This window comes from Micromonospora sp. WMMC241, assembly GCF_027460165.1.
GTDB lineage: Bacteria > Actinomycetota > Actinomycetes > Mycobacteriales > Micromonosporaceae > Micromonospora > Micromonospora humi.
Window position 1 is genome coordinate 5,187,229 of sequence record NZ_JAPZBF010000001.1, and the last position, 25,758, is coordinate 5,212,986.

22 protein-coding genes and 1 tRNA gene are annotated in these 25,758 nt (G+C 72.4%); 11 read left to right on the plus strand and 12 right to left on the minus strand.

Going from position 1 to position 25,758, the window contains the following annotated elements:
* The first annotated feature begins 175 nt into the window (after positions 1-175).
* Positions 176-694, plus strand: coding sequence for a hypothetical protein (locus O7598_RS23395; RefSeq protein WP_269693431.1), 519 nt, complete (start codon positions 176-178; stop codon positions 692-694).
* Between the two features lie 48 nt (positions 695-742).
* Here the strand turns inward: O7598_RS23395 and O7598_RS23400 are convergent, their stop codons facing one another.
* The 4 genes from O7598_RS23400 to O7598_RS23415 all read right to left on the minus strand — a co-directional run bounded on the left by O7598_RS23400 (position 743) and on the right by O7598_RS23415 (position 6,068).
* Positions 743-1,480, minus strand: a complete 738-nt coding sequence (locus O7598_RS23400; protein ID WP_269693432.1) for a Clp protease N-terminal domain-containing protein — start codon at positions 1,478-1,480, stop codon at positions 743-745.
* Between the two features lie 72 nt (positions 1,481-1,552).
* A complete protein-coding gene (locus O7598_RS23405; RefSeq protein WP_269693433.1) occupies positions 1,553-2,161 on the minus strand; it encodes a DUF4760 domain-containing protein in 609 nt (202 codons plus the stop codon).
* A 78-nt stretch (positions 2,162-2,239) separates the two neighbouring features.
* On the minus strand, positions 2,240-4,600 hold the full coding sequence (locus O7598_RS23410) for a ricin-type beta-trefoil lectin domain protein (RefSeq protein ID WP_269693434.1): 2,361 nt from the start codon (positions 4,598-4,600) through the stop codon (positions 2,240-2,242).
* 124 nt (positions 4,601-4,724) lie between these two features.
* Positions 4,725-6,068, minus strand: a complete 1,344-nt coding sequence (locus tag O7598_RS23415; protein ID WP_269693435.1) for a ricin-type beta-trefoil lectin domain protein — start codon at positions 6,066-6,068, stop codon at positions 4,725-4,727.
* 304 nt (positions 6,069-6,372) lie between these two features.
* Here O7598_RS23415 and O7598_RS23420 point away from each other — a divergent pair, with 304 nt between their 5' ends.
* Complete coding sequence (locus O7598_RS23420; protein WP_269693436.1) at positions 6,373-8,526, plus strand: HelD family protein; 2,154 nt, start codon at positions 6,373-6,375, stop codon at positions 8,524-8,526.
* Here O7598_RS23420 and O7598_RS23425 read toward each other — a convergent pair.
* Positions 8,498-8,905, minus strand: coding sequence for a Rho termination factor N-terminal domain-containing protein (locus O7598_RS23425; protein ID WP_269693437.1), 408 nt, complete (start codon positions 8,903-8,905; stop codon positions 8,498-8,500). The two genes, O7598_RS23420 and O7598_RS23425, sit on opposite strands and share 29 nt — an antisense overlap.
* Positions 8,906-8,918: 13 nt before the next feature.
* Positions 8,919-9,821 carry a ParA family protein gene (locus O7598_RS23430; RefSeq protein WP_269693438.1) on the minus strand — a complete coding sequence of 301 codons (903 nt, stop codon included), beginning with the start codon at positions 9,819-9,821 and terminating at the stop codon, positions 8,919-8,921.
* A 51-nt stretch (positions 9,822-9,872) separates the two neighbouring features.
* On the opposite strand from O7598_RS23430, the gene O7598_RS23435 reads away from it, so the two are divergent.
* Both O7598_RS23435 and O7598_RS23440 read left to right on the plus strand, forming a co-directional pair.
* Positions 9,873-11,549 carry a Na+/H+ antiporter gene (locus O7598_RS23435; protein WP_269693439.1) on the plus strand — a complete coding sequence of 559 codons (1,677 nt, stop codon included), beginning with the start codon at positions 9,873-9,875 and terminating at the stop codon, positions 11,547-11,549.
* Between the two features lie 77 nt (positions 11,550-11,626).
* Entirely contained in the window at positions 11,627-11,881 is a 255-nt protein-coding gene (locus O7598_RS23440) for a hypothetical protein (protein WP_269693440.1), read from the plus strand.
* Between the two features lie 20 nt (positions 11,882-11,901).
* On the opposite strand, the gene O7598_RS23445 is transcribed toward O7598_RS23440, so the two are convergent.
* Complete coding sequence (locus tag O7598_RS23445) at positions 11,902-12,468, minus strand: TetR/AcrR family transcriptional regulator (protein WP_269693441.1); 567 nt, start codon at positions 12,466-12,468, stop codon at positions 11,902-11,904.
* A gap of 57 nt (positions 12,469-12,525) precedes the next feature.
* Between O7598_RS23445 and O7598_RS23450 the strand changes: the two genes are divergently transcribed.
* Positions 12,526-13,266, plus strand: a complete 741-nt coding sequence (locus O7598_RS23450; protein ID WP_332367386.1) for an SDR family oxidoreductase — start codon at positions 12,526-12,528, stop codon at positions 13,264-13,266.
* 22 nt (positions 13,267-13,288) lie between these two features.
* Here O7598_RS23450 and O7598_RS23455 read toward each other — a convergent pair whose 3' ends face one another.
* Complete coding sequence (locus tag O7598_RS23455) at positions 13,289-14,944, minus strand: glycoside hydrolase family 44 protein (RefSeq protein WP_269693443.1); 1,656 nt, start codon at positions 14,942-14,944, stop codon at positions 13,289-13,291.
* A gap of 123 nt (positions 14,945-15,067) precedes the next feature.
* On the opposite strand from O7598_RS23455, the gene O7598_RS23460 reads away from it, so the two are divergent.
* A complete protein-coding gene (locus O7598_RS23460) occupies positions 15,068-15,424 on the plus strand; it encodes a VOC family protein (protein WP_269693444.1) in 357 nt (118 codons plus the stop codon).
* A 31-nt stretch (positions 15,425-15,455) separates the two neighbouring features.
* On the opposite strand, the gene O7598_RS23465 is transcribed toward O7598_RS23460, so the two are convergent.
* Complete coding sequence (locus O7598_RS23465) at positions 15,456-17,057, minus strand: DUF885 domain-containing protein (protein ID WP_269693445.1); 1,602 nt, start codon at positions 17,055-17,057, stop codon at positions 15,456-15,458.
* A 78-nt stretch (positions 17,058-17,135) separates the two neighbouring features.
* Here O7598_RS23465 and O7598_RS23470 point away from each other — a divergent pair, with 78 nt between their 5' ends.
* Positions 17,136-18,026, plus strand: a complete 891-nt coding sequence (locus tag O7598_RS23470) for a hypothetical protein (RefSeq protein WP_332367387.1) — start codon at positions 17,136-17,138, stop codon at positions 18,024-18,026.
* Here the strand turns inward: O7598_RS23470 and O7598_RS23475 are convergent.
* From O7598_RS23475 to O7598_RS23485, 3 genes are all read right to left on the minus strand, one after another.
* Positions 18,016-18,288: a DUF4326 domain-containing protein gene (locus O7598_RS23475; RefSeq protein WP_269693447.1), complete on the minus strand. Its 273-nt coding sequence runs from the start codon at positions 18,286-18,288 to the stop codon at positions 18,016-18,018. The two genes, O7598_RS23470 and O7598_RS23475, sit on opposite strands and share 11 nt — an antisense overlap.
* A 133-nt stretch (positions 18,289-18,421) precedes the next feature.
* Positions 18,422-18,497, minus strand: a tRNA-Lys gene (locus O7598_RS23480).
* 63 nt (positions 18,498-18,560) lie between these two features.
* Positions 18,561-21,638: a VWD domain-containing protein gene (locus O7598_RS23485; RefSeq protein WP_269693448.1), complete on the minus strand. Its 3,078-nt coding sequence runs from the start codon at positions 21,636-21,638 to the stop codon at positions 18,561-18,563.
* Positions 21,639-21,722: 84 nt separating this feature from the next.
* Between O7598_RS23485 and O7598_RS23490 the strand changes: the two genes are divergently transcribed.
* From O7598_RS23490 to O7598_RS23505, 4 genes are all read left to right on the plus strand, one after another.
* A complete protein-coding gene (locus tag O7598_RS23490; protein WP_269693449.1) occupies positions 21,723-22,340 on the plus strand; it encodes a helix-turn-helix transcriptional regulator in 618 nt (205 codons plus the stop codon).
* 21 nt (positions 22,341-22,361) lie between these two features.
* On the plus strand, positions 22,362-22,832 hold the full coding sequence (locus O7598_RS23495; protein WP_269693450.1) for a DUF3291 domain-containing protein: 471 nt from the start codon (positions 22,362-22,364) through the stop codon (positions 22,830-22,832).
* Between the two features lie 150 nt (positions 22,833-22,982).
* Entirely contained in the window at positions 22,983-24,107 is a 1,125-nt protein-coding gene (locus tag O7598_RS23500; protein ID WP_269693451.1) for a polysaccharide deacetylase family protein, read from the plus strand.
* A 22-nt stretch (positions 24,108-24,129) separates the two neighbouring features.
* Positions 24,130-25,707 carry a cellulose binding domain-containing protein gene (locus O7598_RS23505; protein ID WP_269693452.1) on the plus strand — a complete coding sequence of 526 codons (1,578 nt, stop codon included), beginning with the start codon at positions 24,130-24,132 and terminating at the stop codon, positions 25,705-25,707.
* The last annotated feature ends 51 nt before the right edge of the window (positions 25,708-25,758 follow it).

A 25,758-nucleotide genomic window follows, 5' to 3' on the forward strand; every position in this document is an offset into this window, starting at 1 on the left:
GCGCCTCCTGGTCCGAGCTGAACGCACAGCCCGCCGGCACCTCCGCCTGGCGCGGCCTCACGACCGGATAGGGCGGGCGGCGACACACCGGCCGGCGGGCGTACCGACCTTCGTACGCCTGTGCGGTAGCGTCCTGTGGTCCGATTTTCGGCCTACGACAGGAGAAGCTCCGCGCATGGGCAAGAAGACGATCCACGTCTCCGACTTCACCGGCCAGGCGCTGTCCCCCGACGACGAGGTGGTCCGGGTCGTCGTGCTGGAGCACCCGGACCTGGTCGCCGGGCCCGTGCAACTGGACGCCACCCCGGTCGACGTGGAGAGCATCGACGACGCGACGCTGGACGTGGCCGTGGTGGAGATCCACGACCGGCACGGCGGCGGTGAGCCGCGCCGGGTGGTGCTCACCGCCAGCGAGTTCGACGCGATGGCCACCGACGTGCCGATGGCGCAACTGCTGCGCACCGCCGAGCGGGTGAAGCCGCCGAAGGCCCGGCGTACCGCCGAAAAGATCGACTACGGCACGATCGAGCACGCCGGTCGGCCGCACCGCGGCCGGGTCACCGAGGAGGAGGCCCGGCTGGTACGAGACCGCCTCGACGATGTGAACAAGCGCCTCGCCGACGCCGGCATCCGGCAGGTCGACCCGGCCGACCCGGAGCACGCCGCCCGCTACGGCTTCCCGACCGCCGGCTGACCACCCGGTGCCGGGCACGCGCCCCCGTGACGCGTGCCCGGCACCGGGTCAGGCCCGCTTGCGCGTGAGTTCGGCGAGCGCGCCCTCGACCGCGGCCTCCGTCGCCTCCTTGGTCAGGCCGAGTCCGGCGAGCACGCCGTCGCCGCCCTCCTCCTCCAGCAGGGCGAGCAGGATGTGCTCCGTACCGATGTAGTTGTGGCCCATCCGCAGCGCCTCCCGGAACGTCAGTTCCAGGACCTTCTTGGCCCGCGCGTCGTAGGGGATGAGGTCCGGGACCTGGTCGGCCTTCGCCGGCAGGCTCGCGGTGACGGCCTCCCGGAACATCTCCAGGGGTACGCCCCTGGCCTTGATCAACGCGGCGGCCAGCCCGTCCGGCTCGGCGAGCAGCCCCAGCGCGATGTGCCCGGGGGTGATCTCGGCGTGGCCGGCGCCCCGCGCCTCCTCCTGCGAGGCCACCACCACGTTGCGGGCGCGCGGGGTGAACCGGCCGAACCCGGCGTTCGGGTCGAGCGCGGCGGCGGTCTCCGCCTTGGCCGCGGAGCGCTTCTGGGCGGCCTGCTTGCTCACCCCCATGCTGCGGCCGATCTCCGTCCACGAGGCGCCCGAGCGGCGCGCCTGGTCGACGAAGTGGCCGATCAGGTGGTCGGCGACGTCGCCCAGGTGGTCGGCGACGAGGACCGCGTCGGAGAGCTGGTCGAGCGCGTCGGTGCGCCCCTTCTTGATGCCCTCGATCAGCTCGTCGAGGCGCACCGGTTGGCTCATCTTGAGCGGCTCAATCTCAGTCATGCGTCAACCCTAGGTTGACACCCTTCCCCCGTCAACCCCAGGTTGACGCCCCCATCTTTGTCGATCATGAGGTTAGCGGCGGTGCGGATCTCCAATCGTGCCGCCAACCTCATGATCGACGTTCGCCCATGTCGGCGCGTCGGCCACCGGGCCCACCTCTGCCGGATAGCTGCCGAACCGGCGCAGGCCCAGCCTGCGCACCGCCATCGGCCACGGCGTCTCGGTCGCCAGCACCGCGAGATGCTCGAAGTTCGACAGGTACGACTCGCCACGCGCCACCCGCTCGGCGAGGATGTACGGCTCCAGCACGGTCCACGCCTCGCGCGCGCGGTACCCACCGGTGCCGAGCAGCAGCGCCGGCTCGACCACCTTGAAGGCCAGCATCTGGCCCAGCCCGTTGTAGTAGAGCGCGATCCGGTTCACGTGCTTGCGGGCCTCGGCCGGCAGTCGACTGACCGGCACGCCCGGCGGGCAGGCGGTCCTCAGCTCGGTGAGCACGAACTGCTGGCTGTCCAGGAACGCGTCGCTCATCCGGTCGCGGGTGAGCAGCTCGATCGCGACCAGGGTGTGGTTCGCGTGCTGCGACAGCCGGAGCTGCCGGAGCGCGAAGAACGCCGAGACGACGACGGTGATCACCGAGATCGCGGCCACGACCGCATTGGTCACGACTGCGGCATCCATGACCGTCATCGTAGAAAGGGCGCGCCAACCCGGCCGCGAGCAGAGCGGCCGGGTTGGCGGCGGGACACCGGTAGCGGCTCAGCCGCGTACCCACTGCTGGTTGCTGCCACCGTTGCAGGTCCAGATCTGGACGGCGGTGCCGTTGGCGGTGCCGGCGCCGTTGACGTCCAGGCAGAGCCCCGAGCCGACCCCGACGATGGTGCCGTCGGCGTTGAGCCGCCACTGCTGGTTGCTGCCACCGTTACAGGTCATGATCCGGGCGCGGCTGCCGGATGCGGTGCCCGGCACGTCGAGGCACTTGTTGCCGTAGACGGTGAGCTGGTTGTTCGAGCCGACCGTCCACTGCTGGTTGGCTCCGCCGTTGCAGTCCCAGATCTGCACGACCGCGCCGTCGGCCTGACTGGCGCCGTTGACGTCCAGGCAGCGGTTGGCGCTCGCGCTGCGCAGCTCTCCGGTCGGACTGCTGGAACCGTCGCCCGGCGTGATCGAGAGGTTGTCGAACTGGGCGGTGACGCCCTGCCCGGTGCCGTACCCGATCTGGCCGGCGACCCAGGTGGAGTCCGACACGGTGCCGACGGTGGTGCCGTCGACGGCCGCGGTGAGGGTGCTGCCGTTCAGCTTCAACGAGAGGTTGTGCCACCGCCCGGTGCCCAGCGCCGCGGTGTTGCCACTGGCCAGGGTGCGCCAGTTGCCGCTGGTGTTGTTGCTCCGGATGGACCAGGCCCCACCGTCGGTGACCCGGAAGTAGTAGCCGTTCAGGTTCTGCGGCCCCTGGTGGTTGTAGGTGTTGCCGCGCCCGATGAGCTGCACGTAGCCGGGCTTCTCCAGCAGCACGTCCGAGGTGACGGTGTAGTTGCGCCAGGTCAGGTCACCCAGCAGGGTGTACGGCTCGGCCTGGCCGGAGGTCCAGTAGATCGGCGCCTGGTCGGACATCTGGCGGACGCACTGCCCGGCCCGGCCGGCGCCGCACCCGGCGATCTCGAACGAGCCCTGCTGGTCCATCAGGTACCTGGCCTCGCGACCGGTGGCGTAGCTGTCGAAGTTGTCCGCGTACGGCAGCTTCAGGTTGCCCTGCGCGGGGCTGACCGCCGTCCCCTTGCCCTGCCCGGTCGTGGTGGTGATGCTGTAGACGTAGCCGGGCTGGACGGTGAGCGAGAAGCGCCCACCGTTCGGGGTGATGTCGGCGCCCCGGACGAAGTGGTCGGCGCTGTTGTTGGACCTGAGGTTCGTCGCCCAGACGCGGACGGTGCCGGTGGACAGCCCGCCGGTGACGGTGAAGTCGAGCTGTTGGGCCGAGCCGGCGTCCTGCGTCTCGATGACGGTGCTGTAGTCGCTGTTGTTCGTGGACTTGAGCGAGACGTAGCTGCCGTTGTTGCGGTTGCCGCCGAGGTATCCGCTCGACGCGTCGAGGTAGCGCCAGCCGGGCGCGGTGAACTGGGTGGTGTGCGCCATCACCCAGGTGCTCTTGCCGATCGAGTACGCGCCGGACCACGGCTGCTGGGCCACCGCCACGCCGGTGGTCGCCCAGGGGATGTTGGGGGTGATGGCGGCGATGGCGGGCCAGTTGATGTAGCCGGTCATCTTGCCGTCGATGTAGCCGCGGTTGATGCCCCGGGCGAGGGCCGGCGCGCCGGCGTTGTAGTCGTCGGACCCGTTCTCGCTGGCCCAGAGCTGCTTGCCGGTGGACACCGCGTTGGCGGAGCTGGGGCAGCTGGTCTGGGCGCTGCGGTAGCCGCAGACGTAGTGGCTGCCGAAGACCTGCACGGCGTTGGCGAAGGCCGGGTCACGGAGCGATTCGTCGGCGGCGCCCCACCCGAAGTCGTCCGAGGCGACGATCTTCACGTTGCCGTAGCCGCGGGAGTTGAGGGTGGAGCGCAGGTTCTTGTACCAGGTGGTGTTGTAGCCCTTCTCGTTCCACCCGCCGAGGTAGTTGATGGTCAGCCCGTGGGTGGCGGCGCAGTCCAGCCAGCCCACCAGGTAGTTGATCGAGTCGGTGGACCAGAAGTTGCCGTTGCCGATCCAGCCGGGTGCGCCCCAGGCCAGGCCGACCAGCGCGATGTTGGGGTTGCGCATCCTGGCCTGCTCCATCAGCCACCACTCGTAGCCCCGGTTGCAGTTCACCGCGCCCCGCGTGTGCTCGTGGCTGGGCTCCGCGCCGGAGGTGGAGTTGGTGTCGCCGCCGATCTCCGCCTTGAGCAGTTGCATGGCGGCGCCGTAGCCCGGCTTGAAGAGGTAGTCGAGCAGGTCGCTGCGCTGCGGCTCCGGATAGTCGATCAGTAGTCTGCTGTTTCCACCGCCACCGCTGACCGCGCCGACACCGTCGAACGCCCGCCCACCGGACCCGCCGTTGATGGTGATGGCGGTTGCGGCCTGCGCCGGGGAGGCGGACGCGGTCAGTACGGCTGCCGCCGCCAGGACCGATGCCGCCGCAGCGGACATCACCGCCCGCCACGATCGCCGTGGACGACTCACTGTACTGAACATCCGATCCGCCTCCCGAGCGCTTTGATTGATGTTTGTCAATGATAAGACATCACATGTTAACGTTCACACAACACGGCCGTCAACGACTCCACCGCTGGCCCGCCGAACCGGCGCAGTCCCGGATCTGGGTCCGCGTGCCGTTGGCCGTACCGTCACCGACCACGTCCAGGCACCGGCCCGAACCGACGCCGGTGATCGTGCCGTCGGCGTTGAACCGCCACTTCTGGTTGGACTGGCCGTTGCAGTCCCAGATGATCACCGAGCTGCCGTTCGCGGTCGCGGCGCCGTTGACGTCGAGGCACTTGCCGCCGAAGACGCGCAGCTCCTGCGCCGCGGTCACGGTCCAGGACTGGTTGCTCTGGCCGTGACAGTCCCAGATGATCGCGGCGGCGCCGTTGGTCTGCGCGGCGCCGTTGACGTCCAGGCAGCGGCCGGAGGCGACGTTGCGCAGGGCCGAGGTGCCGCCCGGCGGCGGGGTGGTCGGGCTGGCCGTCGGCGTGGGCGTCGGGCCGGCGCCGTCGAACTGGGTGAAGAACCGCCACACCTCGGTCTTCGTCCAGGTTCGGACGCCGCTGTCGCCACCGCCGTCCACCGGCCCCGGGGTGTGGCCGCCGTCGAACGCGGCCCAGACGACCGGATAGCCGGCCCGGCAGCCGGAGTAGGTGGTGGTGACGTGCGTCAGGCTGCCCGCCCTCGGCTCGGGCGGGCTCTGCGCGGTGCACCCGTTGGCGCGCACGAACGTGTCCCGCAGCGACCGACCGGCGGAGATGTTGAGCACCGGGTCGCCGATGCCGTGGATCCCCATGTAGGCGATGGGCTGCGTGCCGCCGGAGCACCCGCTGAGCTGACCGCCGGAATAGACCGCGACGGCCCGGAAGACGTTGGCCCGAGCGCAGGCCAGGGCGTAGCTCATGCCGCCGCCGTAGCTGAAGCCGAGCGCGAATCGCTGCGTCGTGTCGACGCAGAGGTCCGCCTCGATCAGCCGGATCATGTCGTCGACGAAGGTGGTGTCCTGGCCGCCCGGGTTGGCCCAGCCGTTGCCGTTGCCCTGGGGCGCGACGAAGATGGCGCTGTTGTTCGCCTGCTGCCGCAGGCCGTAGTAGGACCAGGCCTCCCGGTCCGCCCCGCCGGAGTCGACGTCGCCCGCGGTGCCACCGTTCCAGTGGAATCCGAAGATCAGTCGGTAGCCGTGGTTGCGGTCGTAGTTGTCCGGGATCCGGAGGATGAAGCTGCGGTTCTGGCCGCCGCTCTGGATGGTCCGGGAACCGCTGGTCAACGTGGGCGCCTTGCCGCACCCCGCGGTCACCGCGGCGGCGGCGGGCGCGGCGCCGCCCACGGCGCCGGCCACTGTGGCTCCGGCCGCCGCCACGACCAGGATCGCGGCGGCCGCGAGGGGCCCGAACAGAGTTCTGCGTCTTGCCATGATGCGGCTCCTTCACCAAACGGGGGTGACCGATTCGGGTACGGGGGTTGCACCATGCCGGCGGCGGGATACGGGCACGACGGACGCACGGCATGGTCGACTCGGCTGCCCGGACTCGAACCGTCCGACGCCGACGCTGGAACGCCACAGCGACGAGTCGAATCGATTCGGGCCGACCCTAGGCGGGGCAGTGAAATATGTCAATGCCGTGTCCGGCGGGTGAGGTGCTCGCGTCGGATCGAGCCGGTACGGTGTCCCGACCGAGTCCCGCCGGCCGGACCGGGCCGGTGCGAGGGAGGGCCGCGTGGTGTCCAGGGAAGCCGACATCGCCGCCGAGCAGGCATACTTCGACGCGGCGGCGGAGCATCGCGACCGGCGCCGCGACACCCTCGCCCGGCTGCCGTCCGCCGCCGCCCACACCGCGGCCGCCGCCCACCTGCGCCGGTACGCCGACGCCGCCGGGCGGGCGCTCGGCGCGGCGGACGAGGCGGTGGCGTTCGGCCGGATCGACGACGAGGCGGGCGAGACCCGCTACATCGGACGCCACCTGATCCGGGACGCCGACGGCGAGGTGCTGGTGGTCAACTGGCACGCCCCGGCCGCCGCCGGCTGGTTCGAGGCCACCGCGGAGAACCCCGCCGGAGTCCGCCGCAAGCGCGCCTTCACCTGCACCGGCAACACCATCGACGACCTCACCGACACCATCCTCGCCGAGATCGCCGAGGCGGTGGACGCGCACCTGCTGGCCGAGCTGAGCCGCGGCCGCACCGGCACCATGCGGGACATCGTGGCCACCATCCAGGCCGCCCAGTTCGCGCTGATCCGCGCCCCGCGCGACCAGGTGCTGGTGATCGAGGGCGGTCCCGGCACCGGCAAGACCGCCGTGGCGCTGCACCGGGTGTCCTGGCTGCTGTTCCAGCACCGCGCCGACTGGTCGGCCGCGGACGTGCTGGTGGTCGGGCCGCACCCGACCTTCGTGCGCTACATCGGTCAGATCCTGCCCGCCCTCGGCGACGACGGGGTGGAGTTGCGCGACGTCGGCCGGCTCGCCCCGGACGTGCCGCGCGGTCGCGTCGAGCCGGACGAGGTCGCCCGGATCAAGGGCGAGGCTCGGATGGCCGGCCTGCTGGCCCGCGCGCTGGACGCCAGGATCGGCGTTCCCGACCCGGCCGAGCGGCTGTTGGTCGGTGGCCGGTTCGTCACGCTGCCCGGTGCCGAGGTGGCCGAGGCGCTCGCCGCGGCGCGGGCCGCCGCCCTGCCGTACGCGGGCCGGCGCCGGCTGCTGCGCGACCGGCTCGCCGCCCTGGTGGCGACCCGCACCGGCACCGACCCGGGTCGGGCCGACGAGGTCGGCAACCTCGCCGAACGGCTCTGGCCGCAGCAGACCCCGACCGGTCTGCTGCGTGACCTGCTCGGCTCCACCGCGCGGCTGCGCGCCGCCGCCGGCGACGCGTTCACCCCGGCCGAGGTGGCGGCGCTGCACCGGCGCGGCGCGGACCGGCTGTCCCGGGAGACCTGGTCGGCGGCGGACCTGCCGCTGCTGGACGAGCTGGCGCACCTGATCGACGGTCCGGGGCGGCGGTACGCGCACGTGGTGGTCGACGAGGCGCAGGACCTGTCACCGATGCAGCTGCGCGCGGTCGCCCGACGCAGCGCCACCGGGTCGCTGACAGTGGTCGGCGACCTGGCCCAGTCGACCGGCCGCTGGGCTCGCGACTCGTGGGACGAGGTGCTCGTCCACCTGCCGGCCGTGCACCCGGCGAAGATCACCCCGCTGCGGTACGGCTACCGCGTACCCCGGCAGCCCTATGCCACGGCGGCGGCGTTGCTGCCGGTGGCCGCGCCGGGGGTGACGCCGGTGGAGGTGGTCCGGGACGGGCCGGCGGACACCGGCGTGCACCGGGTCGGCCTGTCCGAACTGGCCGCCCGGGCGGTCGCGGTGGCGCGGGAGCACGCCGAGGCCGGCCGATTCGTCGGCATCGTCTGCCCGCCCCGGCAGCGACGCCCGGTCGAGGCGGCGTTGGCGTCGAACGGCATCGCCTGGAGCAGCGCCGACCGGGGCGAGCTGGGCGGGTCGGTCAACCTGATCAGCCCGCAGGAGGCCAAGGGCCTGGAGTTCGACGCGGTGGTGGTGGTCGAGCCGGTGGAGATCGTGGCCAGCGACGAACGTGGTCACCGCCTGCTCTACGTGGCGTTGACCCGCACCACCGGGCACCTCGACATCGTCTGCACCGGCGATCCGGTGCCGCTGGACGCGCCGGTCCTACCCCGCCCGCGGGTGGACGGCGAGACCGACGCGCCGTTCACCCGGCGGGAGGCGCACCGGCTGGCCGAGCACCTGGCCGGCCAGCTGCGCGGCGCGGCGCCTCCGGCGTTCTGGTCCGACGTGCTCACCGAGGTGCGGGCGACCCTCCTGCCGGACGGCGCGGTCAGTGTCGAGTGGCCGGCGGACGGCTGACCGCGGCCGAGTCCAGTCGTCGGCCCACCGTCCACTGCACGATGTCGTGCTCGATGTCGGCCTTCCTGGCCTTGCCGGGCACCGTGATGCCCAGCTCCTTGGCCAGCGCCCGCAGCTTCGCCACGGTGAGCTTCAGGTCGGCGAGATAGCGTACGCCGGCCGCACGGTCACCGATCGCCGCGAGGTCGGCGCGGACCCGGTCGGTGTCGACGCCGGCCGAGGCCGCGGCGGCCTTCCGGGCGGCGGGCCGGGTCTTGTCGACCACGGCCAGCTTCGCGGTGCCGTCGGCCAGCGCGGCGAGCTGGTCGGCGGGCAGCGCGCGGACGAACTCCGCCACCCGCAGCAGGACGGCGTGGGCCAGGTCGGCGGGATCGGACACCGGGTTCTCCTCACTACAGGCGGGTACGGGCCAGGAACTCGCTGGCCAGCTGCCGCAGCTCGTGCTGCACCGTCTCGTTGGCGTTCGGCACCAGCACGGCGGGCAGCCGCCGTTCACCGGCCGTGCCGAACAGGGTCTTGTTCTCCCGGACGGTCTGGCGGAACACCGGGACCTCCAGGCTGTCGGTGAACTTCATGTAGTTGCGGGACGCGTTGATCGGCCCGCCCGCGGCGTACTGGATCATAGTGAACACCACGCCCAGGTACTGCGGGTCGATGGTCGGTCCGGGCGCGGCCACCCGGTTGAAGTCGCGGACCAGCTCGGAGACCTTGCTGCGCAGGTAGTCGATGCCGAGCGTGGACAGGTAGTCCGGCCGGGCCGGGGTCAGGATGTGCTCGCTGGCCACGATGCCGGTCCGGGTGACCATGGTGAAGTTCGGCGCGCAGTCGATCAGCACGTCGTCGTACCCGGCGAACTCCTCGGCGGCGAGCGCGTCGGCCAACGCCCGGTGCAACGGCAGGAAGTGCGGGCTGCCGTGCTGGAAGCGTGACCCGCCGAGCGCCGCGGCGATGTCCAGGTCCACGTCGACCAGGCCCAGGTGGGAGGCGACGAGGTCGAGTCGGCCGCCCTCGGGCAGCAACGCGTTGGCCGGTCCCGGCGTGAGCACGTACGGGTGCAGTGGGCCGGTGGGCTCGTCGGACAGCACCGACCCGTACCACTGCAGGATGGTCTTCTCGTACGCGAGGTCCTTCTCCCACTCGTCCGCCGGGTAGAACGAGAAGGTGAGGCTGGCCTGCGGGTCGAGGTCGATGAGGAGGACCCGGCGGCCACGCGCGGCGAGCTCGGCGCCGAGGTTGGCGGTGACCGTGGTCTTGCCGACCCCACCCTTGTAGTTGATCACCGAGGTGATGCTCATGCCGCTCCCCGCATCGCATGATGATCGCAGGCGTGGGTAGGGTCGGTCGAGGTGAGCCTCCACTCGACGTTGTTGTTCGTGCTCGCCGCCGTCGCGGTGATCGTCGCCGTGCGCTGGGTGGCCGCCCGCACCGGGCTGCCCGCGGCCGCGCTCCTGCCACTCATCGGCATCGCGTACGCGCTGCTCCCCGGCCCCAACGTCGGCCTCGACCCCGACCTCGTCCTCATGGTCGTGCTGCCGCCGCTGCTCTACAGCGCGGCGCTCGACTCCTCGCTGTTGGACCTGCGCCGCAACCTGCGCATCGTGGTCAGCCTGTCGGTGGTGCTGGTGCTCCTCACCGGGCTGGTCGTCGGCCTCGGCTTCCACCTCTTCGTCGCCGGTGCCACCCTGGCCGCCGGCATCGCGGTCGGCGCCGCCGTCGCCCCGCCCGACCCGGTGGCCGCCCTGGCGGTGGGCCGCCGGGTCAACCTGCCGCCGAAGATGGTCACGATCATCCAGGGCGAGGGGCTGCTGAACGACGCCACCGCGCTGACCATGCTCAGCGTCGCGGTGGCCGCCGCCGTGGGTGGTCAGTTCTCGTTCCCCGCCGCCGTCGGACAGTTCGTGATCGCGGCGGCCGGCGGCGTCGCGGTGGGCGCGGCCGTGGCCTGGGCGAAGCGGCTGGCCCGGCCGCTCACCGCGGACCCGTTGATGTCCAACGCCATCTCGCTGGCGACGCCGTTCGTGGCCTACCTGCTGGGTGAGGAGCTGGGCGTCTCCGGCGTGCTCGCCGTGGTGGTCGCCGGGCTGATCGTCGGCCACCAGACGCCCCAGTTCGGCTCCGGAGCCGCCCGGTTGCAGACCAACGCGGTGTGGCGGCTGGTCGACTTCCTCCTCGAAGGCTTCGTCTTCCTGCTGATCGGCCAGCAGCTTCCCGAGGTCGTCAAGAACCTGCGGGAGTACGACACGTCGACGATCGTCACCGCCGTCGCGGTCTCCGTCGGCGTGGTGCTGCTCCTGCGCCCCGCCTGGCTGATCCTGACCCAGTCGCTCCCCCGGTCGCTGCACACCCGGCTCGGCGGCGTCAACGAGCCGGACGACGCCGACGAGCCGGGAAGTGCCCGGCAGGCCGCGCGCGCCGACCGCAACGCCGATCGGCTGACCTCCCGCGAGGTGGCGGCGCTGAGCTGGTCCGGCACCCGGGGCGTGATCAGCCTGGCCGCGATCTTCACGCTGCCGTTGACCACCGACAGCGGCGCGCCCTTCCCCGACCGCGACCTGCTGCTGTTCTGCACCTTCGTGGTCGTCCTGGTCACGCTGGTCGGGCAGGGCCTGACGTTCGCGCCGCTGGTGCGGCGACTCGGCCTGCGCGCCGACGAGGCCGACCAGGCCCGGGTACGCAACGAGGCCCGCTCGGCGGCGGTGGAGGCCGCCCTGGCCCGCCTCGACGAGGTCGCGGCCGAGGAGCCGGACAGCGCGGTGGCGGTCGACACCACCCGTACCCAGTTGCTGACCCGGCTGGCCCGCTACCGGGGGCGGCTCGACCTGATCCAGCAGAGCGGGTCGTCCGAGCGGCCCACCTCACCCGAGTACGAGATGGCGCTGCGGGTGCGCCGGGCGGCCATCGACGCGCAGCGCGAGGAGTTGGTGCGCTGGCGTGACGCCGGCCGGCTGCCCGACGAGGAGCTGCGCGTCCTGGAGCGCGAACTCGACCACGAGGAGCTGCTGCTCCCGAAGCGGTCGAGCTGACCGGTCGCGGCGGGCGCCGCACGCCGGAGGAAACTATGGTCGTTCCGATCCCACACCGCCGATCACCGGGAGCCGTGATGTTCGGGAACCGACGCGACGAGCGCCCGCCGCTGCAACGTGCTTCGGAGGCCGCCGCGTCCTTGAAGCCGGGCACCTGGGAGAGCGTGGAAGCGCTCGCTGTGCTCGCCGTCGAGTGCAGGGGCACGCCGGAAGCCGAGCATTTCTACCGGACCGCGTCCGACGCCGCGGCACAGTTGAAGGCGGGTACGTACGAGAGCGTGCGGGCCCTGGCGTGGCTCAACCGGGCCGGCCGTGAGCTGCGGGGCGCCTGACGCCCGGTCGGCGTCAGCGGTCACGGGCGGGGGTGTGCGCGAAGCCCGTCGATCAGGATGGCGAGCAGCCGTGGACCACGGGCGTCCAGTTCGGCGTCGTCCAGGCGCGACATCCAGCTGATCAGCACGATGACGTCGCGGACCTCCGCGTCGGCCCGGATGGTGCCGGCCGCGCGACCGGCGGCCAGCAGCAGCTCGACCGCCTCACCGATCGGGCCGAGGCTGTGCGCGGCCAGGTCCCTCCAGGTGGCCGCCTCCACGGCGGCGAACACGTCGCGCTTCACCCGGGCGTACGCGGCCACCCGGTCGAACCAGGCGGCGAGCGCGTCGGCCGGCTGGTGCCGGGCCAGCAGTAGTGGGGCTGCGGCGACCAGCTCGTCGACCTCCTGGCGGTATACCTCGGCCAGCAGGTCCTCGCGGGTCGGGAAGTGCCGGTAGAGCGTCCCCTGCCCGATGCCGCACGCCTTGGCGACCGCGTTGAGCTTCAGCTCGCCCGGCTCGCGGACCAGGGCGCGGGCGGCGTCCAGGATCCGCTCCCGGTTGAGCTGCGCGTCGGCCCGACGCGGGCTCCCGGGCGAAGCGGACACGTGTCCGCTATGCTGGTCGGGGTAACCGGACATGTGTCCATTCTAGGGGAGGCCACCATGACCATCCAGGGCAAGGTCGTCGCCGTCACCGGCGCAAGCAGCGGCATCGGCGAGGCGACCGCCCGACACCTCGCCGGGCTCGGGGCGACAGTCGTGCTGGGCGCCCGCCGCACCGACCGGCTGGAGCGGGTGGTGGACGAGATCACCGCCGCCGGCGGCACCGCCACCGCCGTGCGCGTGGACGTCACCGAACCGGCCGACCTCACCGCGCTCGTCGACACCGCCGTCGAGCGGTACGGCCGGTTGGACGTGCTGGTCGGCAACGCCGGAATCGCCAGGCTCGGGCCCGTGGCCGACCTCGACACGGCGGGCTGGGCGGAGATGATCGAGGTGAACGTCAAGGGCGTCCTGCACGGCATCGCCGCGGCGCTGCCGACGTTCCGCCGCCAGGGCAGCGGCCACCTGGTCACCGTCGTGTCCACCTCGGGGCTGAAGATCACCCCCACCCAGGCGGTGTACGCCGGGACGAAGAACGCGGTCCGCACGCTGCTGGAGGCGCTGCGACAGGAGAACACCGACGGCGTGCTGCGCACCACCTCGATCTCCCCCGGCTACGTGCGTACCGAGCTGATCGACAACGCCGTGGACGACCCGACCGCGCGCGACCAGGCGCGGCAGCACATGGCCGGCCTCGGCATCGACCCGACGGCGGTCGCCCGGGCGATCGCGTTCGCGATCGACCAGCCCGACGACGTCGAGATCGGTGACCTGACCATCCGGCCCACCCGGCAGGGCTGACGGTTCGACGTCCTCTGACCGCTCAGTGTCGGCGCTGGGGCAGGACGAGCAGCGTCACGGAGTTCGCCGGGTACGTCGCGCTGACCCCGCCACGGACCACCGGCAGATCCGCGCCCCGGACGATCGAGGTGAGATCGGCCGGACCGTAGGTGAACCGCTGCGCCTTGCCACCGCCGTGGAGCCCGGTGAGCGCCAGCCGCGACGTCAGGTCCTCGCCGGTCTTGTTGACCACCATGACGGTGAGCGCCTTGTCGGACGAGCGTTGCGCGGCGTAGACGGCCAGCTTCCCCTGGTCGCTGCTGACCGCCGACACGCTCACGTCCCCGAACCGGCTCCGGGCGCCGTCGTAGTTCCGGTACATCCGGAACGCGTACGCCCCGGGGTCGGTCGGTTTCGGTTCGCCCCAGATGGTGGCCAGGTCCAGGCCTTCGCGCCCGAAGATGCCGAGCACGTCGGCCTGCGCGAGCGCGCCGTTGATGTCGTCCAACGCGCCCCAGTTGTATTCGGTGATGGCGGTCTTCGTGCCGGGGTAGTACTGCGCGACCCACGCCTTCATCTGACGGATGAACTGCAACGGCGGCGCGTTCACCCCGCCCGCGCCGATCCACGACTCGTCCTGGTACGTCGGATCCCAGAGCGACCGGGTGGAGCGCAGCCGCAGCGCGTTGGCGTCCGGGTCCTTGCCCCCGCCGATCTGCGGATAGTAGTGCTGGTCGAAGTAGTCGAGGAAGCGCTTCCCACCGTGGGCGTCGCTGTAGTCCTTCATGTTCTTCAGGTACCACTGGGACAGGTTGAGCCCGCCGTGTGCCGCCGCGTCCGCACCCGGCGCGCATCCGTCCACGCCGGACGCCACCCACTCGCAGTAGCCCCAGCCGGACGGGCCGAGCACCTTCGCATGCCGGTCGGCGGCCTTGATCGCCGCGGCGGTCGCCGTGCCCTTGCCGCCCAGCTCGTCGTAGCTCACCGGCTCGGGATGCACGTCGCGGTGGGTGGAGTTCCACAACACCGGCTCGTTGTCGAGTTCGTAGATCCGCACGCCGCCACGGGACGCCGGGCCGAACTGGTTCACGAGGTGGGACACCATCTCGCCCGCGAACGACGCGTCGGCCGGGATCGAGGTGTCCGAGGGGACCGCCCCGGTCAGGTTCGCGTCCGCGTGCCGGCCGTTGCCGCAGTTGGGGTCCCACTGGTCGAACGAGTCCTGCTCCGGGAAGCGGGTGGCCGGGAAGCCGCAGGCGAACGGGTGCTCCGAGGGCGAGTCCTTCGCCACCCAGCCGATCAACGGCACGGTGACCACCTGCTTGGTGCCGTGGTCCCGGTTGCGCTGGACGAACGCCTCGAGTGTGTTGTCGGGCCCGGCCACGATGTTCTCGAAGTACCAGTCGCTGCCCGTGTTGTAGGTGTGGTTCCTGAAGTTGTAGCGGCTGCTCGAGTTGCCGCCCCAGCGGGCCACCGGCGTGCCGAGTTCCGCCACGAGTGCGGGGTCGCCCCCGTTCATGCCGTAGATGTCGGGGCTGATCGGGTGCCGGGCGGCGGACACGTCCACGGCCAGGGTCAGCCCGTCGGCTGCCGCTGCCGGAGCGGCGAGCGCCTGGGTGGTCAACAGCCCCGCCACGAGAGAGCCGGCCACCCCGATCACCGTGGTCGGACGTGGCTTGCGCCACCGTTGCACACCCATCAGGGACTCCCGCCGCCGATCGGCCCAGGACGGACCGAACCCGTATACATATTAGTGATTGTCTATATCAAGTCAATCCATCGACGTCCTGCTATGTCAATCATCGTCTGTCAGGATCGGCGGATGGCAAACGTCTGGTCCGGTGTCACCATCGACTGCCTCGATCCGGTACGGGTCGCCCGGTTCTGGAGCGCCCTGCTCGGCCGCGAGCCCGGCGCGTCCGAGCAGGGCTGGGTCTACCTCGGCGAGCCCGGCGACGCCCAGCCCCGGCTGGTGTTCCAGCCGGTCGCCGAGCCCCGGGCCGGGAAGGTTCGGATACATCTCGACGTCTCGGTCGACGACCTCGACGAGGCGATGTCGACAGTCGCGCGCCTCGGCGGCACGTTCACCGGGGAGCGGCACGACTACGACGAGGGGACCGTCGTCGTGATGGCCGACCCGGAGGGCCACGAGTTCTGTCTCGTGGAATATCGCCGCTGACGGCGCTGCCACGCCGCGGCCGGCAGCCCACTCAGGCGGCCAGCGCCACAGCCAACTGACCCAGCCCTCGCGAGCCCACCTCCAGGGCCCGACGGTGGAAGGCCCGCCGGTCGCCACGGAAGGACGACCGGCCCGCCAACCACACCCGCTCACCGACCCTGTACGTCAGCGCCTGCCCCGGCCGGCCCAGATAACGCGCGAGTTCCCCCGACGCGTACGGCCCCTGATGGCAGCGGTCCCGCAGCAGGCGTAGCGCGGCATCCGGCGTCCAGCGCGCGCCGCCACCGGACGGCACCGGCAGCCGTAGGTGCAGGCCGATGTCGAGCACCACCCGGGCCGCCCGCAGCAGCCGCATGAGGAGGTGACCCAGGCGCGCACCGGGCTGCTCGTAGTAACCGATCTCGTCCATGAACCGCTCGGCGTACAGCGCCCAGCCCTCCCGGCAGCCGGAGAGGCCGCCGAGCAGGTTCAGCTCCGGCCCGAGCCCACCCTGGCAGGCCTCGTGGCCCATCTGGAGGTGATGGCCGGGGACCCCCTCGTGGTAGGCGGTGCTGTAGGCGAACCAGGTGGGAAACGTCTCCTGGCCCTCGGGGAGGAACCACCAGACCCGGCCGGGGCGCGTCAGGTCACGCGACGGCCCGGTGTAGGAGGTGCCGGCCGACGCGGTCACCCGGGACTCGATGCGCCGAAGCGGTGCGGGGATGTCGAAGTGGACGCCGTGCAACTGCTCGGTGGTGGCCGCCAGCAGCTCCTGCAACCATGCGCCGAACGCGGCACGGCCGGGTAGCGTGCCCGGTGCGTCGGGTCGGTCGAGCCGCGCGGTCACCTCGGGCACGCTCCCGCCGAGGGCCTTCGCCTCGGCGACGAGTTCCGCCTCGGTCGCGGTGAACTCGTCCCACCCCCAGTCGTGCAGCTCACGGAGATCCGGGTCGTCGGCGAGGAAGGTCCGCACCCAGAGGGCGTACCGCTCCGGCCCGAACGCCTCGTCGCCGCGCGCCCGTGGCGCCAGGTCCGCGGTCAGCGTCGCGCCCAGTTTCCGGTACGCGTCGCCCGCGCCCTTCGCGGCGGCCAGCAGTGACGCCTGTTGAGCTCCACCGCCGTAGCGTTCCACCAGTGCGGCGTCCTCGTCGGCCCAGGCGTGGCAGCGCCGCGTCACGAGTTCCACCTGACGCCGGGTCGGCAGGTGACCGCGCTCGGCGGCGAGCCGGAGGCTGCGGGCGTACCCCTCCAGGGTCGCGGGGATCGCGGCCTGGCGCGCGCCCACCCGCGCCCAGCCCTCCTCGTGGGCCGCGCCGTCGACGTCACCGCCGGGCACCCCGGCCTCGACGGCCTGGCGGATGAGCGAGAGCGGGCCGGTGGCCGCCGCGTGCAGCTCGCGCAGGTCCTCCCCGGCCTCGTGGAAGGCGATACGGGCATGCAACCGTTCGGCGAGATGGGCGCGCAACGGACTCTGCTCGGGCAGGGTCTCCAGTTCGCGCAGGGCGGAGACGGCGAGGTCGGCGCGGGCCTGATGACCCTCGGGACCGTAGTCGGTGAGCTCGTCGACGTCCTGCTCGCCGACCTCGACCGCGGCCGCGCACGGGTCGAGGTGGGCCAGGTCGCGCAGGAGCCGACCGGCAAATTCCTCGATCACGAAAGCGATGCTACGCCGGGACCCTCAGATGTGAGACTGTCTATATAACTGAATGTGTCCTGCCAGCTGCATTGAGCGATGTGGGTGGTTCCGTTGGAACAGCTTCCGTTGTGGGGACCGGGCACCGACGAAGAGCCGAAGCCGAAACCGGTTCTGGCGCGACCGGCGACACTCCGCCTCCTGATCACGGTGAAGGCGGCACCCAACCCCTCCGCGCGGTACGGGGAGACCGTCTGCGTCGGGGCACTGGGCATGGACCCGCCCTGGACGGGCTGGATCCGTCTCTACCCGGTCCACTACCGGGACCTCGTCGACGACGGCAAGTTCCACAAGTACGACATCGTCCGCGTCGATGCGCTGCCGGCCCGGCAGGACCAGCGGCGCGAGAGCTGGAAGCCGATCGTGGACACCTTCGCCACCGAGCGGCACCTCGCCAGTCGGCAGTCGCGTCGCAACCTCCTCGATCCACTCGTCGAAGACTCCATGTGCCGACTCAACGAGCAGGCCCACGCCGACCCGAGCGCACGATCGATCGCGCTGATCCGCGTCGCCGACGTCTCGGCTCTGCAGGTCAGACGACATCCCGGCTGGTCGGCGGAGGATCGCAGGAAGATCGCCGGCTACCTCAACCAGCTCGACCTGCTCGAACCGACCAGGCGCAGCCCGCTGGAAGCACCCCGGTTCACCGGCGCCTACCGCTACCGCTGCGCGGACCGTCGGTGCCGTGGGCACCAACAGGCGCTCTGGGACTGGGAGTTCGTCGCCCTCCAACGTCGCCTGCGCCGGCTCACCGACGCGGAGGCGGCGCAGGAGCTGAGAAACAGGTTCCTCACCCAACTCTGCGCCGCTGACCGCGAGGTCGCCTTCTTCGTCGGCAACCAGGCGGCAAGACCGCAGTCCTTCAGCATCGGCGGCGTCTACGCACCGAGACGAGCCACCGATCGGTACCGGCTACACGTCAACCGATGATCTCGGCGAGCACGTCGGCATGGCACGCGTCCTCGGCACGGCACCAGCACGCCAACGGTTTCCCGGTGAGTTCCCGCCGCGCCCGGTCGACGAGAGCGGGCTGCTCCACGAGCCACTGCCGATAGAGACGTAACGCCTCCGCCCGGTCATGCTTGCGCAGGCTGAACGGATTGGCCCAGGGAGAGCGCCGCAACCCGAACCCCTGCCGTCCGACGTACACGGCGCCGGACGGCACCACCGGGTGGTACAGGTCCCCCTGCACACGAACCCGAGGCTGTCCCCCCACGCCACCAGCCTAGTCGTCGACGGGCGGCTCCCCCGAGCACCCGCACCGGCCCGCGGACCCGAAAAAGGCCCCGCCCCGGTGAGAACCACCAGGTCAGGGCCTTGCTCGTTGGTGCGCCGCCAGGGACTCGAACCCCGAACCCGCGGATTAAGAGTCCGCTGCTCTGCCAGTTGAGCTAGCGGCGCTCACCGACAACGGGACGGAACGTTAGCAGCCCCCACGCCGGCCCTCGCACCCAGGGGGCGGCCTCATCGCAGAGCCAGCGTGACCCGCCCGGTCGCGGCGCCCGACGGGTCGACCAGCAGCGTGTACGCCCCGGTCGCCGGCAGCGTGGTCGCCGGGATCCCACCGGCCCCGTTGATCACGCAGCCGGTGGTGAGCGTGCTGCCGTCGGGGGCGCGCAGCACCAGCGCGCCGCACTGGTCGGGCAGCGTCGCGGCGGTGGCGGTGACCGTCACCGACGTGCCGGCGGTGGCGGTGAACCGGTAGCCGGTGACCGCGCCGGGCCGGTCGACGTCCGCGACGACCGGGGGGCCGCCGACGGTGATCGTCGCCTCCCGGTCGCGGCTGGTGACCAGGCGCAGCGTGGCCGTGCCGGTGCCGCGTTCCACCGGGTCGACCACGACGGTGTACGTCCCGTCGGCGGGCAGGAGCGTGCCGTCGACCTCGCCGACGCCGTTGATCACGCAGCCGCTGCGCAGCAGCTGTCCGTCGGGGTCGCGCAGTTCCAGCGGGGAGCACTGGTCGGTGAACGTGCTCTCCGGCACGTCGACGAAGACCCGTTCCCCCTTGCGGCCGGTGAACCGGTAGCGCCCCCGGGCACCGGGTTGCTCGATCGACGCGGTCACGGTCGGGCCGTTGGGCTCCAGGGTGCCGCCGCTGTCCCGGGCGGCGTAGACCCGGACGGCGGCGCGGCCGGTGTCGCCGGGGGCGGCGGCGACCCGCAGCGCGTACCGGCCGGTGGTGGTGAGGTCGACGCGGTCGACGTAGCCGGCACCGTTGATGTTGCAGCCGCCGGCGATCTCCCGCCCGTCCGGGTCGACCAGCTCGTAGGGCGAGCAGCGGTCGGCGATGCCGGGGGCGGTGACGTCGACGAAGACGGCGTCCCCGGCGCGGCCGGGGAACGTCAGCGGCTCGCCGCCGGGGGTGAGGCTGGCGGTGGCGACCGGCACGGCGGTGATCGGCGCGCCGGTGGGCGGGACGACCTGTTCGGTGGTGGCCCCTGCGACGGCGAACTCGGGGCGCCCGCTGACGGCGACGTCGAAGACGCACTCGGCGAGCGGGCCGGGGGCGGTGACGCCGGCCCACCGGCAGATCCGTTCGGCGGCGGCGCGCCGGGCCGGGTCGAGGTCACCGGCGGTCACCTCCCGCTCGGGGAAGCCGCGGTCGGTGAACGTGCCGGTGTCCTCCCCGTCGTCGTAGTGCAGCAGCGAACGGTCCGCGGGAATCCGCCAGCTGTCCGCGTACGCCGGGTAGAGCGCGGCGAACGGCACCGGCTGGGCCAGGGCGGGACCGCCTGCGGGCGCGATGTCGTCGGCCGGGTCGCCGTCGAAGTCGCCGAGCAGGCCGCGTACCTTTCCGGCCCGGCCGTCGGCGAGCCGGACCAGCACCCGGTAGCCGTAGCGGCCGATCTGGTCCACCGCCGCCGCGGAGCCGTCCGGCCACGTCACGTCGTACCCGTCGGTCGCTCCGGTGTCGGAGGGGCGGCGGGTGAGGGTGCCGCCGCCGGCCAGGTCGGTGCGTTCCGGCGGCGCGGCCAGCGGCGCGCCGTCGACGTGCACCCGGGTGGCGCCGCCGGCGAGGGTGAGCGCGACGCGGTGGGCGCCGATGCGGAACGCGACCGCCGAGTTGACCGAGGCGGTGCGGGTGCCGGCCATCGGCGCCTGGCGGACCTGCACCTCCAGCGGGTCGCCGCCGGTGGCGGTGACGAGCGTGAACTCGCCGACGGCCTGGAAGTCGTAGTAGACCCGGTCGAAGGTGACCAGGTGCGGGTCGCCGTTGCTGCCGCCGCAGTCGGCGCCGTTCTCGCAGAGTTTCACCGGCCCCTTCGGCGGGGGCGTCTTCTTCGCCGGCTTCTTGCACTCGTCGAGGCTCTTCGGCAGCGGATGTTCCTTGTACTGGGTGCGCGGCGGCAGGCCCTTCGCCGCCCGGTAGCGGTTCTCCGAGAGCGTCGCCTTCACCTCGGCGGTGGGGATCCCGGTGCTCCCGCACTGGCCCGGCGGGACCTTGTCGCGGGAGATGTCGTCGGCGTGGCTCAGCTCGTGGTAGAGCGCGGCGCAGGGGTCCCGGGCCACCCCGTCGTCGTACGGGTCGGTGGAGGTCGGGTTCCAGGTGACCGAGGACGAGCCCTTGCCGTCGGCGCTCTCCGGCGTCTCGAACGCGCCCGAACCGCCCGGGGTGGGGACGATCCGCACCTTCGGCGTCTTCTTGTCCTTGAGCCGGGGCAGCAGCCCGGACGGGTCGCCGCCGGGCTCGGCGAACCCCTTGAGACAGCCGTCGACGGCGGCCTGGAAGTCGACGCCGCTGACCGGCACGCCCCCGGTCGGGTCGACCGAGTAGTCCGCCCGGGCCGGCCGGGAAGCGCCACCGACCAGCGCGCCCACCGCCACCAGCAGCAGAGCCACGGCGGCGGCGGTCGGCCGTCGGCGACGGGCCCGCAGCACGACCACGAGCGCGGCCAGCAGCACCAGCAGCAGCAGCGCTCCGGCGACCGGCCAGAGCCAGCGGCGGGCGGCCGGGCCGCCGTCGCCGACCGTGAACGTGGTGGTCCGCAGTGCCGTCGCGCCCGGGCAGAGGTTCGTGGCGCCGGTGACCGGCAGCGTCACGTAGCCGGCGGTGACCTCGTACCGGCCGGGTTCGCCGACCGGCCAGAGCGAGTCCAGGCCGCCACCGTCCGGCGTGGCGGCCACCGAGCGGAGCACCACGTCGCCGGGTGCGTCCCCGTCGTGCAGCCGGATGCCGGTCAGCTTCACGGTCGCGGTCGCGCCGGGTTCGACGGCGGTCAGGCCGGCGCCGGCCGCGGCGGCGATGCCGTCGTCGTGGAAGCTGCGGGCCAGCGTGGGCGCGAGGTCGCGCCCGTCCCGGCGTACCCCGGTGATCTGGACGGTGCCGACGGCGGTGGTGGGCAGCGCGCACGCCGCCCCGGTGGCGTTCGTGACGGTGAGGTCCAGGCGGACCTGGTCGCCGCCGTGGTAGTCCGACTGCCCGGGGCGCAGCGCCAGGCCGAGCCCGTCGGCGGCGGGCGCCGCGGCGGCGCTCGCCGCCCCGGTCGCCAGAGCGGTCACGAGTACGGCGAGCCCGGTCGCGGATCGCACGGTCCACCTCATGGTGGGGACTGTAGGGGCGCGGCGTCGGGATTCCCGCGCTCTGTCGGGGACCGGTCGTTCCGGTGCCCGGGTAGCGTCGGGGGCATGTCGCTGGAGGCCATCGCCGCGTTGCGGGAGCCGGTGCGCCGGACGGTCTACGAGTACGTCGCCGCGCGGGCCGAGCCGGTGAGCCGCAACGAGGTGGCCGAGGGGGTCGGCATCGGCCGCACCCTGGCGGCGTTCCACCTGGACAAGCTGACCGACGCGGGGTTGCTGGAGGCGGCCAACGCGCCGCGCGCGGGCGGGCCGGGGGCGGGACGGCCGGCCAAGCTCTACCGCCGGTCGGCGGCCGAGCACACGGTGACGGTGCCGCCGCGCGACTACCGGCTGCTGGCCGGGGTGCTGGCGAGCGCGATCGAGCGGGTGGGCGCGGAGCCGGCGGCGTACGCGGCGGCCGCCGCGCAGGGGGCGAAGCTGGCCGGCGGGGACGCGGTCGGCCGGTTGGCGGCGCTGGGCTACGAGCCGTACGAGGACGCGGACCGGACGGTCCGGTTGCGCAACTGCCCGTTCGACGCGTTGGCGCACTCGCACCCCGGGCTGGTCTGCGGGTTGAACCTGGCGATGATCGAGGCGGTGGTCGGCGACGGCGGCCAGGTGGTGCGCCTCGATCCCGGTCCGACCGGCTGCTGCGTGGCGATCCATTCTAAAAACAATCAGCGTTGACATAGACGGTAGTCTGGCTCCATGGCCGACAGTCACCTCGCGCAACTGAACATCGCCCGGCTGCGCGCCCCGATCGACAGCCCCGTGCTGGCCGACTTCGTCGCCCGGCTCCCCGAGATCCACGACCTCGCCGAACGCTCCCCCGGCTACGTCTGGCGACTCCAGGACGACTCCGGCGACGCCACCGCGTTCCGGCCCTTCGAGCCGGACGTCATCGTGAACCTGACCGTCTGGGAGTCGGTCGAGTCGTTGCGCGCCTTCGTCTACCGGACCGCGCACCTGGAGCCGATGCGTCGACGGCGGGAGTGGTTCGTCCCGCTCGACGCCGAGCACCTGGTGCTCTGGTGGATCCCGGCCGGCATGCTGCCGTCCATCGAGGAGGCAGCCGCGCGGTTGGAGACGTTGCGGCGCGACGGGCCGTCGGCGGAGGCGTTCACGCTGCGCGAGCCGTTCCCCGCCTCAATTGACGATCGTCGAAGTCGAACGGCATAATCGCACCGGAGCCGGGCTGGCCTCGGGTCGCACCGTGGCCACCGACAGGACATCGCTGCCAGCGCCACGCTGAGACGATGCGGCCCGACTCCGGGCAACGCGATCCGCAGGGCGCCGAGCAGCACCTCGAACGCCAGCGGGAGAACCTCGATGACGCCCTTCCCAGCCGGACCGACGGCTGCCCCGACCCGATCCGCACGTCGCCCGTTGGTGGTGGCCGCGACCGCCGCCCTGCTGACCGCGGTGACCTCCGGCCTGGTGGTCACCGCCGCACCCTCGATGGCCGCCGCCTGCACCGGCTACGTGGCGCTGACCTTCGACGACGGGCCCACCCCCGGCAACACCACCACGCTGATCAACACCCTCAGGGCGGCCGGCGTACGGGCGACGTTCTTCAACGTCGGCCAGAACGTGCAGGCCAATCCGGCGCTCGCCAGGGCCCAGCGGGACGCCGGCATGTGGGTCGGCAACCACAGCTGGACGCACCCGCACATGACCCAGCTCAGCCAGGCGCAGATGACCTCGGAGATCTCCCAGACCCAGCAGGCGATCCAGCAGGCCACCGGCGAGGCGCCCAAGCTGTTCCGGCCGCCCTACCTGGAGTCCAACGCGACGCTGCGGGCGGTCGAGGCCCAGTTCGGGCTCACCGAGATCAACGCCGACGTGGACTCGCAGGACTGGAACAACGCCAGCACCGATCAGATCGTGCAGAACGCGAGCCGGCTCCAGGCCGGGCAGTCCATCCTGATGCACGACTGGCCGGCCAACACGATCGCGGCCATCCCCCGGATCGTCAGCAACCTCACCAGCCGTGGCCTGTGCGCCGGCATGATCTCGCCGGCCACCGGACGGGCGGTCGCCCCCGACGGCGGCACGCCCACCACGCCGCCACCCACCACCGCACCGCCCACCACCGCACCGCCCACCACGCCGCCACCCACCACGCCCCCGCCCACCACCCCGCCGCCGGACCCCTCCGGCGCCTGCACCGCCAGCTACCGGCTGGTCAGCAGTTGGACCGGTGGTTTCCAGGGCGAGGTGACCGTGAGCAGCACGAGGGCCGTCACCGGCTGGACGGTACGGATGACGCTGGCCGGCGGGCAGAGCATCGCCAACGTGTGGAACGGGGTGGTCACCGGCACCACCGGCGCGGTCAGCGTCCGCAACGCGGCCTACAACGGCACCCTCAACGCCGGCGGGTCGACGACCTTCGGCTTCCTCGCGAACGGCAGCAGTTCACCGGCACCGAGCGGGATCACCTGCTCCACCTCGTAGCGCATCCCTTCAAGGAGCACAGATGCGACTTCCGCATACCCGGCTCCGGTCGGCGGCGGCGGTGCTCACCGCCGCCGCCGTCGCCGTGGCCGCCGCACTCACCTCCGCCGTCTCCGCGCAGGCCGCCGCCGGCTGCCGGGTCACCTACACGGTGACCAGCCAGTGGCCGGGCGGCTTCGGCGCGAACGTCGACGTCACCAACCTCGGCGATCCGCTGAACGGCTGGCGGCTGACCTGGTCGTTCACCGCCGGGCAGGTGGTCGGGCAGGCGTGGAACGGCACGGTGACGCAGTCCGCCGGCCGGGTCACCGTCACCAACGCCGCCTGGAACGGCAGCCTCGGCACCGGGGCCGCCGCCCAGTTCGGTTTCAGCGGCTCGTGGAACAACACGTCGAACCCGGCGCCGACCGACTTCGCGCTCGACGGCGTGCCGTGCACCGGCCGTCCGACCCCCACCACGAGCGCGCCGCCCACCGGCACGCCGTCACCGACCGGCACGCCGTCGCCCAGCAGTACGCCGTCGCCCACCGGCACGCCCTCACCCACGCCCTCGCCCACCGGCACGCCACCGGCGTCCGGCGCGCTGGAGCAGACGCGCACGGTGGGGCGGGTGCGGGCGGCCGGCACCAGCGTCCAGTACACCTGGCCCGGCATCTACTTCGAGGGCCGGTTCCGCGGCACCGGCGTCGGGATCGTCCTCGACGACAGCCAGAACGACTACGCCGTGCAGGTGGACGGGGCGACCGTCGCCACGCTGGTCACCCCCGGCCAGACCACCTACTGGGTCCGCAACCTCGCGGACGCCGACCACACCGTACGACTGGTCAAGCGCACCGAGAGCCCGTGGGCCGTGGGCGCGTTCGGTGGTCTCGTCGCCGCCCCCGGTGGCGCGATCCTGGCCAAGCCGGCCGCCCGCAGCCGGCAGATCGAGTTCATCGGTGACTCCTGGACCGCCGGCTACGGCAACATGTCGACGACCCGCGACTGCAACAGCAACGGCGGGGTCACCCGCAACTCCAACGCCGACGTCACCTTCGGCGCCCTCACCGCACAGAGCCTGAACGCCGACTACCAGCTCATCGCCTGGTCCGGCCTGGGCATGGTGCGCAACTACAACGGCGGGGGCACTGACAACTTCCGCACCTACTACGAGACCGACCTGCAGGCCCTGTGGAACAGCACGGTGTGGCAGAACCCGGGCACCTGGAAACCGCAGGTGGTCGTGGTCGGCCTGGGCATCAACGACTTCTCCACCGCGCTCAACGCCGGCGAGCGGTGGACCACGCCCGAGCAACTCGCCGCCGACTTCCGGACCGCGTACCTGGGCTTCCTCGACAAGCTCCGCGCCCGCTACGGCCCGAACACGTTCATCGTGCTCACCTACCCGGACCTGTCCAACACCCCGCTGGCCGCGTCGGTCCAGCAGGTCGTCCGGACCCGCACGGACGCGGGCGACACCCGGATCCGCTCGCTCTACTACGACGACAACGCGCTGGGCCTGGACAAGCTCGGCTGCGACTGGCACCCGTCCAAGCGCGACGACCAGCTGCTCGCCGGCGCGCTCACCCGGTTCATCGGCACCCTGCCGCTGACCTGGTGACGTGGACCCCGCCGGGGCGGGCCCGGTGCGCCCGGGCCCGCCCCGGCGGCC